Genomic DNA, 8,551 nt, shown 5'->3' with positions numbered 1-8,551 from the left:
TGTCGAGCCAATCCTTCGAAACGTCGACACCGATGAAATCCTGTGGCAAAGTCATGGAGGCCTGTCCTTGATCTGCGGGGTCGTCTGTTGGCGCAGCGCCCCAGGCAACTGTTCAGGTTTGAACGCGTAAAAGCAGACGAGCCCCAAGCTACCGAACGGGCTCACGCACCCAAGGATGGAACGGGGTCTCGTCTGCAACCTCCATTATCGCAGATCGCGAAGAGACAAGGATGGGCAATCTGCCCATCTAGCGGGAGAGGATCGCGCACCAGTCGGGGTGCTTGTGGCCCTGGTAGGGGCGGGCCAAGGGGCTTGCGAGCATCTGGGCGGAGAGATCCTTTCCGGCGACCTCCACCTTTGCCAGATCGCGGTCATAGCGGTCCTTGCCGGAAAATTGCACCCCGGTGACCGGGCCCGCGGCCACGAGCCGGCGCATCAGGGCGGTGGCTTGCGCGCCCGCCGCGGCCTCGGCCGGGCAGCGCGGATGGAAGACCTCGGGCGCATCAAAGCCGAGCAGGCGGACCTTGTGCCGCAGCCCGCCGCAGATGAGGTGCAGCGTGTCGCCATCCACCACGCGGCTGACCGCGCAGGACGGCGCGGGCGGTGCTGCGGTGGAGGTGCCGAAGGCCCAGAGGCAAAGGGCAAAGCCCGCCCCGAGGCTCAGTAATCTCTTGCGCATCGCTTGCCCCTGTGACCCTGGGCCAAGCCTGCCCGGCCTTGGCGGAGGATCGGCGGCGCGGAAAGGGCAGCGCCGCGGCGATTGCGTTGACTTTTGTGCAAAACGGTCCGTCCGCGGCGATCAGAGGCTTGCGCGGCCCGAGGCGAGGTCCGCCAGAAGCGCCACATGCACGTCGAGCGCGTCGATCACCGGGAAGCCCGGCTCCTGGCCATCGAAGGCGAGGTTGAGGTCGGTGCCGGCCAGCACGATGGCCTCGGCGCCCTGCTCCATCATCGCACGGCCCGCCGCAAAGAAGGCGGCGCGGGTGGTGTCGGGGCAATGACCGGCCACCGCCACATCCTGATAGGCCTGGCCCAGCGTCTCGATCTGGTCGTCCAGCGCCAGGGCGCGGGTCCGGGTCAGCTGGCCGTAAAGCCTGGTCCGCATCACCACGCGGGTTCCGAGCAGGCCGATCGTCCCGATGCCCTGACCCGCGAAATAAGCGTCCAGCGGTGCCACCGCGCTGACCAGGGGCAGGGAGGACAGCGCCGCGGTTTCGGCAAAGCAGAAATGCCCGCCGAGCGAGGTGATGGCGGCGCAATCCGCCCCCGCCGCCTTCAGCCTGTCGATCAGCCCGGCATAGATGCGGGCCTGATCGTCGCGCCGGTCGGCGAGGTTGTTGGCGATCAGCTCGTGGATGTCGGCCTGAACCACGGTCAGTTCAAGCCGCGCCTCGCGCGCCCGCATCGCGGCGCAGAGCCGCTGATAGTAGACGACCGTCGCCGCCGGGCCGATGCCACCGATCAGACCGATGTGCAAAGGCCGCGCCATCTTACTTCATCGCCATGCTCGCCGCACTCTCCGGCAGTTCCTCGCCAAAGCAGCGCTGGTAGAACTCGGCCACGGTCTGACGCTCCAGCTCGTCGCATTTGTTCAGGAAGGACAGGCGGAAGGCATAGCCGACATTGCGGAAGATCTCGGCATTCTGCGCCCAGTTGAGCACGGTGCGCGGGCTCATCACGGTCGAAAGGTCGCCGTTCATGAAGGCGGTTCGGGTCAGGTCGGCGACGGTCACCATCTGAGAAATCGTCTTGCGGCCCTTGTCGGTGTTGTAATGCGGGCTTTTCGCCAGAACGATCGCCGCCTCGGCATCGTGGCTGAGGTAGTTCAGCGTGGCCACGAGGCTCCAGCGGTCCATCTGGGCCTGGTTGATCTGCTGGGTGCCGTGGTAAAGCCCGGTCGTATCGCCCAGACCCACGGTGTTGGCGGTGGCGAAGAGGCGGAAATAGGGGCTGGGCGTGATGATCTCGTTCTGGTCGAGCAGGGTCAGCTTGCCGTCATGTTCCAGGACGCGCTGGATGACGAACATCACATCGGCGCGTCCGGCGTCGTATTCGTCGAAGACGATGGCGACATTGTTGCGCAGCGCCCAGGGCAGGATGCCCTCGTGGAACTCGGTCACCTGCATGCCGTCGCGCAGTTTGATGGCGTCCTTGCCGATCAGGTCGATGCGGGAGATGTGGCTGTCGAGGTTGACGCGGACGCAAGGCCAGTTCAGCCGCGCCGCCACCTGTTCGATATGGGTCGACTTGCCGGTGCCGTGGTAGCCCTGGATCATCACCCGGCGGTTATAGGCAAAGCCCGCCAGAATGGCCAAGGTGGTGTCCGGGTCGAACTTGTAGGTCGGGTCAATCTCCGGCACGCGGTCGGTGCGGTCGGCAAAGCCCTTGACCTTCATGTCGGTGTCAATGCCGAAGACCTCGCGGACGGAGATTTCTTCGGTGGGTTTCACAGCGGTATCCAGCATCGTTTTCGGCCCAAATAAGTTGCCCGTCATCTGTGAACCATAAGGCGCGGGGCTGCAAGAGGGCGAGGGCGCGCAGCGGTCATGCTTTGGCGCTCTGGCCGTTCTTTGCCGTCGCGGCGCGGTCCGGGGCAGGGGTTCCGCAAGGGGCCGCTGGAGAGGGAAATCCTTCTCCTGGCACGGGCCGGATTTACAGGTGGGGGGCCTGTCGCTAACGATAGCGCAAACCACGGATTGATGGACCCTTTGCCCGCCACGCGCCTGACCCTTCTGGCCACCGAAGCCCTGCGTCGCCTTGCGGCCATGCCGGCGGAGGCTGCGGTTTTGAACGCGGCGCTGCGGATGCTGGCGAAATGGCGGGCCGAGGTGGTGGCCAACACGCTGGTCCGCCGCTCGGGCACGCGGGTGCTGAACGGGCCGTTCCGGGGCATGGATTATGGCGGGGTCGCCTCCGAAGGCTCGCGCAGCGCCCGGCTTCTGGGCAGCTACGAGGCCTCGCTTCATCCGGTGATCGAGGAGATCGTGGCGCGGGCCTATCCCCTTATCATCGATATCGGCGCGGCCGAGGGCTATTACGCCGTGGGCCTTGCGCTGCGGATGCCGGGGGCACGGGTGCTTGCCCGCGATGCCGATGCCCGCGCGCAGGACCTGTGCCGGGCGCTGGCCCTGCGCAACGGGGTTGAGGACCGGGTCGCGGTCGGCGGCCTCTTCGGCCATGCCGATTTCGACCAGGCGCTGGCTCAGCCGAGCCTCGTCCTCTGCGACATCGAAGGGGCCGAGGCCGAACTTCTCGACCCGGTGGCCGCCCCCGGCCTTCTCAAGGCCGATATCCTCGTCGAATGCCACGAGGGCATGGTGCCCGGCCTGACCCGGACCCTGACCGAGCGCTTCGCCGCCAGCCACCGGGTTCAACGGATCGACCGCAAGCTCGATGCCGCCGTCCTGCCCGGCTGGATGGAGGAATTGTCCGACCTCGACCGCCTGATCGCCCTTTGGGAATGGCGGGCCTCTCCCACGCCCTGGCTCTGGATGCGACACCTATGACAGACCAAGCAACGCCGCTTGCAAATGCTGCACTCTTCTATGCCTCGGATGGCTACCGCCCGGGCGAGAAGGGCATCAACGGCCGCCGCGTCGCGGGGGAAAGCTTCCTTAAAGGCTTTCTGCGCCATGGCGCGGTGGAGGAATTCGTCATCCTCGCCAAGACCTCGACCGAGGCGGAGGAGGTCGGAACCCTCCTGCGCACCCTGCGCCCGGAAAAGGCCCTGCGCGCCGTGGGTCTGGTGCGGCCGCAGATGATGGCCCCGGCCGAGGTGATGTATTACCCGGCCGCCAATATCGCGGGCGAGGCCTGGCGGCGGGTCGATCACGGCACCGGCGCCTGGGGGATCTGCGGCATCACCCATACGACCTCGACCCCCGGCATCATGCAGGGGCTCTTCGATCTGCGGATGGCCCCGGTCATGGAATGGGATGCGCTGATCTGCACCTCGCGCGCGGTGCAGGGCGCGGTGCTGACCCAGATGGACCTGATCGACAACCACATCCGCCACCGCTTCGGCGCCCAGCCCCCGGCGCGGCCGATGTTCCCGGTCATCCCGCTCGGCATCCATACCGAGGATTTCGCCCGCAACGAGGCCGCCCGCGCCGCCCTGCGCCTGCGCCTCGGCGCCGGGCCGCAGGATGTGGTCTTCGCCACCATCGCCCGCCTCTCGCCGCATGAGAAATTCGACCCGATCCCGATCTACCTCTCCATGCAGGCCGCCGCCGCCGACCTGCCGCCCGGCGTGAAGATGCATGTCGTCATGTGCGGCATCTTCCGCCAGCCCTATGCCAAGAAGGTCTTCACCGAGGGTGCGGCCCGGCTGATGCCCGATGTGGGCTTCCTCCTGCTCGACGGCGCCAAGGCCGAGGACCGGCAGGAGACGCTGTCGGGTGCCGATGTCTTCCTCTTCATGATCGACAATATCCAGGAGACTTTCGGCCTCGCGCCCCTGGAGGGGATGGCGGCGGGCCTGCCGGTGCTGGCCTCGGACTGGGACGGGCTGAAGGACACGATCACCCCCGATGTCGGGCTGCGAGTGACCTCGCGGATGCTCGGGCCGGTGCATCTGGCCAATGAAAGCCTGCGCCTGCAGGGCGGGATCGACGATTACACCCAGTATTGTGCCGCGGTCTCGGCGATGACCGAGATCGACATGGGCGACATGAAGGCCAAGATCCTGGCGCTGGCCTCAAATCCCGACCTCAGGGCCCGGATGGGCGCCGCGGCGCTGCACAGGGTCAAGAGCCTCTACGACTGGAAGGCGGTGATCCCGCAGATGCAGGCGCTCTGGGCCGAACAGATCGCGCGGAAGAAGGCGGCCAGCGCCCGCGCCTTCCGCATCCGCGGCTTCTCGCTGCCGGTGGGACCCTCGCCAACCCTGCTTTTCGCCGGCTACCCGACCGAGACGGCAAGCCCCCTGACCCAAAGCTTCCACGCCCCCGACCGCACGGGCCTCGCCCCGCTCGAGGAGGTGCTGGCCCTGCGCAACTACCAGGGCCTGAACCGGATCTTCGCCGAACCGGGGCAGATCGCCCAGATCTACGGCGCCGTCCAATCCGGCGCCGCGACCGTGGCCGAGATCTGCACCGCCACCGGCCTGCGCGACATCTTCGTCGAACGCGTGCTGATGTGGCTGCTGAAATACGACTTCATCCGCCGCAGCTGACTGGCTCCGGTTCATCGGTCCGAACATATCCCGCGAAATATCCCGCGGCTGAGCCATGTGCCCGAAGGGCGAAGCCATGGCGCAAGGGAAGGTGTGAAACCCTCCGGGGCCGGCGAAAGGCGCGGCGTCATTCCTTGAAGAACCGGCTGTCCTTGATCTGATCCCAGGCCCAGACCACCTGCTGCAAGCGCTCCTCGTCCGAGCGGTCGCCGCCGTTCATGTCGGGGTGAAGGTCCTTGACCAGGCTCTTGTACTGCTTCCGGATCTCGGTCTTGGTCCAGGTGTCGCGGGCGTCCATGATCTCGAGCGCCTTGCGCTCGGTCGGGGGCAGCTTGCGGGTGGCGTTCGAAGTGGGGGCCGCCTTGTTCTGCGTGCCCTTCTCGCCCAGGATGTCCATCGGATCATTGACGCCAAGGCGCGCCCAGGACCGGCCATCGTCCTTGCGGCTGAAGGGCGTGGTCTCGCGCTCCCAAAGGCGGTCCTTTTCCAGAAGCTTCTGGAATTCCTCGTCGGTGGCGGCACCGAAGAAGTTCCACTTCAGGTTATATTCGCGCACATGATCGCGGCAGAACCAGAAGAACTCGTTCAGATGGTCCGGCGACTTCGGCGCGCGGTAGGCGCCCTTTTCCTTGCAGCCGGGGTAATCGCAGGCCCGATTGGCCGCTTCCGAGGCGCCGGTCATGCCGCGACGGCCCGTTTTGCGCTTCGCCTTGTCAGAGGAAACGCGGATATCGAATTCAAACGGGGGACGACTGGACATCAAGGGGGCCTTTCCGACTCGGGGCGTCAAGGATAGGGCATCTGTCAGCAGATTGAAGGGGGTAAGGTGAAAATGGCGATAAAGGATGAAATCGAGGCGCGGCTCCGCGCAGCGTTTCAGGTGACGGCGCTCGAGGTGGTCAACGAAAGCCACCGCCACGCCGGCCATTCGGGCGATGACGGCAGCGGCGAAAGCCATTTCGCGGTGATGCTGCGCGCGCCGGAACTGGCCCCGCTCGGCCGCCTCGCCCGCCACCGCGCAGTGCAGGCGGCCCTGGGCGATATCCACCAGCGCCTGCATGCCCTGGCGCTCGACCTCGGCTGAGGCCCGATTTTTCTGCGAAAAATCGACACTTGGGGCCACCCGCGCGCCCTTGGGCCAGAAGCGATTTTTCGCAGAAAAATCGTGGCCCGGGCCCCTCAGCCGCGCTTTTTCAGCAAGCGGCGGGCGTGCAGGATCGGTTCGGTATAGCCCGAGGGCTGGACGCGGCCCTGGAAGATCAGGTCATGCGCCGCCATGAAGGCCACGCCGTCGCATTCGGGCGCCATGGGCGCATAGGCCGGGTCGCCCGCGTTCTGGCGGTCCACCACCGCGGCCATCTTGCGCAGGGCGGCCTCGACCTGGGGCGCACTCACGATGCCATGATGCAGCCAGTTGGCGATATGCTGGGCCGAGATCCGGCAGGTGGCACGGTCCTCCATCAGGCCCACGTCATTGAGGTCGGGCACCTTGGAACAGCCCACCCCCTGGTCGATCCAGCGCACCACATAGCCGAGGATGCCCTGGGCGTTGTTCTCGACCTCGCGCAGGATCTGGCCGCCGCCCCAGCGCCGGTAGCTCGCTAGCGGGATCTCCAGCAGCGTCTCGACATAGGCGCGCCGCCCGCCGGCTGCGAGCCGCTTCTGCACGGCGAAGACATCGACCTTGTGGTAATGCAGCGCATGCAGGATCGCGGCGGTGGGCGAGGGGACCCAGGCGCAATTGGCCCCGGCTTTCGGATGTTCGATCTTCTGTTCCAGCATCGCCGCCATCAGATCCGGCGCCGCCCACATGCCCTTGCCGATCTGCGCCCGGCCCGACAGGCCGCATTCCAGCCCGATATCGACATTCTGGTTCTCGTAGGCCCCGATCCAGGACTTGCGCTTGATGAAATCCTTGCGGCTGAAGGGCCCGGCCTCCATCGAGGTGTGGATCTCGTCCCCTGTCCGGTCCAAAAACCCGGTGTTGATGAAGGCGAGGCGGTGCTGCGCCGCGCGGATGCATTCCTTGAGGTTGGCCGAGGTCCGCCGCTCCTCATCCATCACGCCGAGCTTGACCGTGTTGTGCGGCAGGCCGAGGAATTGCTCGACCTTGGTGAAGGTCGCATCGGCGAAGGCCACTTCCTCGGCCCCGTGCATCTTCGGCTTGACGATATAGACCGAGCCATGGTGCGAGTTGCGCAGGCCGGCCATGCGGGTCAGGTCGTGCTTTGCGATCAGCACGGTGATGGCGGCATCCATCAGGCCCTCGAAGACCTCGTTCCCCTCACGGTCGAGGATGGCCGGGTTGGTCATCAAGTGGCCGACATTGCGGATCCACATCAGCGCGCGGCCCTTCAGGGTCAGGGTGCCGCCATCGGGAGCGGTGAAGCTGCGGTCCTCGTTCAGGTGGCGGTGGACGGTCTGGCCGCCCTTGCTGAAATCGGCCGAGAGCGTGCCCTGCATCAGGCCCAGCCAGTTGGCATAGGCCTCAACCTTGTCCTCGGCATCCACACAGGCCACCGAATCCTCGCAATCCATGATCGCCGAGACCGCCGCCTCCAGCACGATATCGGCGAGAAGCGCCTGGTCATGCGATCCGATCATATGGGCGCGGTCGAAGACCAGTTCGACATGCAGTCCGTTGTTGCGCAAAAGGATCGAATCCGGCGCCTTGGGGTTGCCCTTGTAGCCCACGAATTTCTCGGGCTGCATCAGGGGCGCGTCATCGACCAGCAAGGCGCCGTCCTTGACGTAATAGCGCCGCACATCGGCATGGCTGGTGCCGGCCAGCGGGAAAGCCTCGTCCAGAAACACCCGGGCGCGGGCCACGACGCGGGCGCCGCGGCCGCGGTCATAGCCGCCCTTGGGCGCAGGGCTGCCCATCGCGTCGGTGCCGTAGAAAGCGTCGTAAAGGCTGCCCCACCGCGCATTGGCGGCGTTGAGCGCATAGCGGGCGTTGGTGATCGGCACCACCAGCTGCGGCCCCGGCACCGAGGAAATCTCGGGGTCGATGCCAGAGGTCTTGATGTGGAATTCCGGCCCCTCGGGCTGCAGATAGCCGATCCGGCGCAGAAATTCGACGTATTCCTCGGGGTCATGCGGCCCGTTGCGGTTCTGCACATGCCAGGCGTCGATCTGCGCCTGCAGATCCTCGCGCCGGGCCAGAAGGGCGCGGTTCTTCGGCCCCATCTCGTGGATCAGCGAGGAAAGGCCGGCCCAGAAGGCCGGGGCCGAAACGCCGCTGCCCGGCAGCGCCTGATCTTCGATGAAACGGACGAGGCATTCCTCGACCTTGAGCTCGGCGCGGGCGATACGGGCCATGGCATTCCTCCCCAAGTGATTGGGATATCAGACAGGAAAGCCCGCCATTTCGCAAGC

General features: G+C 66.2%; 8 protein-coding genes. 3 read left to right on the top strand and 5 right to left on the bottom strand.

Annotated elements, in window-relative coordinates; all coding sequences use genetic code 11:
- Window positions 1-247: 247 nt before the first annotated feature.
- From AC1DZT_RS05010 to cobS, 3 genes are all read right to left on the bottom strand, one after another.
- Window positions 248-679 carry a thermonuclease family protein gene (locus tag AC1DZT_RS05010; protein ID WP_478005500.1) on the bottom strand — a complete coding sequence of 144 codons (432 nt, stop codon included), beginning with the start codon at window positions 677-679 and terminating at the stop codon, window positions 248-250.
- A 120-nt stretch (window positions 680-799) separates the two neighbouring features.
- Window positions 800-1,489: an aspartate/glutamate racemase family protein gene (locus tag AC1DZT_RS05005; RefSeq protein ID WP_478005499.1), complete on the bottom strand. Its 690-nt coding sequence runs from the start codon at window positions 1,487-1,489 to the stop codon at window positions 800-802.
- A gap of 1 nt (window position 1,490) precedes the next feature.
- Window positions 1,491-2,465 (bottom strand): cobaltochelatase subunit CobS, encoded by a 975-nt coding sequence (gene cobS, locus AC1DZT_RS05000; protein ID WP_478005498.1) that lies wholly within the window; start codon window positions 2,463-2,465, stop codon window positions 1,491-1,493.
- A gap of 234 nt (window positions 2,466-2,699) precedes the next feature.
- On the opposite strand from cobS, the gene AC1DZT_RS04995 reads away from it, so the two are divergent.
- The gene (locus AC1DZT_RS04995; protein WP_478005497.1) at window positions 2,700-3,506 is read left to right on the top strand and encodes a class I SAM-dependent methyltransferase; all 807 of its coding nucleotides are present in this window, start codon (window positions 2,700-2,702) and stop codon (window positions 3,504-3,506) included.
- Window positions 3,503-5,173, top strand: coding sequence for a glycosyltransferase family 4 protein (locus tag AC1DZT_RS04990; RefSeq protein WP_478005496.1), 1,671 nt, complete (start codon window positions 3,503-3,505; stop codon window positions 5,171-5,173). The genes AC1DZT_RS04995 and AC1DZT_RS04990 overlap by 4 nt, the downstream gene beginning before the upstream one ends.
- Window positions 5,174-5,300: 127 nt before the next feature.
- Here AC1DZT_RS04990 and AC1DZT_RS04985 read toward each other — a convergent pair whose 3' ends face one another.
- Window positions 5,301-5,933 (bottom strand): DnaJ domain-containing protein, encoded by a 633-nt coding sequence (locus AC1DZT_RS04985; RefSeq protein WP_478005495.1) that lies wholly within the window; start codon window positions 5,931-5,933, stop codon window positions 5,301-5,303.
- A gap of 72 nt (window positions 5,934-6,005) precedes the next feature.
- Here AC1DZT_RS04985 and AC1DZT_RS04980 point away from each other — a divergent pair, with 72 nt between their 5' ends.
- Window positions 6,006-6,257 carry a BolA family protein gene (locus AC1DZT_RS04980; RefSeq protein WP_478005515.1) on the top strand — a complete coding sequence of 84 codons (252 nt, stop codon included), beginning with the start codon at window positions 6,006-6,008 and terminating at the stop codon, window positions 6,255-6,257.
- A gap of 95 nt (window positions 6,258-6,352) precedes the next feature.
- Here AC1DZT_RS04980 and AC1DZT_RS04975 read toward each other — a convergent pair whose 3' ends face one another.
- On the bottom strand, window positions 6,353-8,494 hold the full coding sequence (locus tag AC1DZT_RS04975) for a malate synthase G (RefSeq protein WP_478005494.1): 2,142 nt from the start codon (window positions 8,492-8,494) through the stop codon (window positions 6,353-6,355).
- Window positions 8,495-8,551: the final 57 nt, after the last annotated feature.

The sequence above is a fragment of the Rhodobacter sp. P1_C2 genome (assembly GCF_056406375.1).
The sequence above is the reverse complement of the archived record's forward strand: the minus strand, read 5'-3'. Positions and strand labels throughout refer to the sequence as shown.

Excerpts from the sequence above, each read along its gene's own strand:
- AC1DZT_RS05010 (WP_478005500.1), bottom strand. The coding sequence starts at position 679 with ATGCGCAAGAGATTACTGAGCCTCGGGGCGGGCTTTGCCCTTTGCCTC.
- AC1DZT_RS05005 (WP_478005499.1), bottom strand. The coding sequence starts at position 1,489 with ATGGCGCGGCCTTTGCACATCGGTCTGATCGGTGGCATCGGCCCGGCG.
- cobS (WP_478005498.1), bottom strand. The coding sequence starts at position 2,465 with ATGCTGGATACCGCTGTGAAACCCACCGAAGAAATCTCCGTCCGCGAG.
- AC1DZT_RS04995 (WP_478005497.1), top strand. The coding sequence starts at position 2,700 with ATGGACCCTTTGCCCGCCACGCGCCTGACCCTTCTGGCCACCGAAGCC.
- AC1DZT_RS04990 (WP_478005496.1), top strand. The coding sequence starts at position 3,503 with ATGACAGACCAAGCAACGCCGCTTGCAAATGCTGCACTCTTCTATGCC.
- AC1DZT_RS04985 (WP_478005495.1), bottom strand. The coding sequence starts at position 5,933 with ATGTCCAGTCGTCCCCCGTTTGAATTCGATATCCGCGTTTCCTCTGAC.
- AC1DZT_RS04980 (WP_478005515.1), top strand. The coding sequence starts at position 6,006 with ATGGCGATAAAGGATGAAATCGAGGCGCGGCTCCGCGCAGCGTTTCAG.
- AC1DZT_RS04975 (WP_478005494.1), bottom strand. The coding sequence starts at position 8,494 with ATGGCCCGTATCGCCCGCGCCGAGCTCAAGGTCGAGGAATGCCTCGTC.